The sequence below is a fragment of the Microbispora sp. CSR-4 genome, assembly GCF_008033685.1.
Classification (GTDB): domain Bacteria; phylum Actinomycetota; class Actinomycetes; order Streptosporangiales; family Streptosporangiaceae; genus Microbispora.
Genome location: NZ_VJVX01000267.1, coordinates 1 through 468 on the forward strand (window position 1 = coordinate 1; position 468 = coordinate 468).

Here is a 468-nt window from a genome sequence, read left to right on the forward strand (position 1 = left end):
GTCGTCGACCAGGTGCAGCAGCTTCAGGATGTAGATGTAACCCACCGAGATCGGGTGCGGGAACGGCTCGCCGGAGCGGCCGTCGAACAGCCGCGCCTTTCCACTGGGCATCACCAGACGGTCGCCGTCGCGGTTGACCAGCGTGTTGCCCAGAAGACCGATGATCTCCTCCTCGCCGGCGCCGTCGAACACCGGGGTGGCGACGTTGGTCCAGGGCTCGACCCTGTCCGCGTCCTTGTCGCGCAGGCGCTCGGCCCACTCCTCCTCCACCCCGCTGATGTCCCAGCCCTGGGCGGCGATCCACCCGAGGTGGGTCTCCAGCACCTGGCCGACGTTCATCCGGCCCGGCACGCCCAGCGGGTTGAGGATGATGTCGACCGGCGTGCCGTCCTCGAGGAACGGCATGTCCTCCACCGGCAGGATCTTGGAGATGACGCCCTTGTTGCCGTGACGGCCGGCGAGCTTGTC

Annotated in this window: 1 pseudogene; it reads right to left on the reverse strand. The window is 68.2% G+C overall.

Annotated elements, in window-relative coordinates:
- A pseudogene (locus FLV34_RS39760) lies at positions 1-468 on the reverse strand (DNA-directed RNA polymerase subunit beta); the annotation flags it as partial.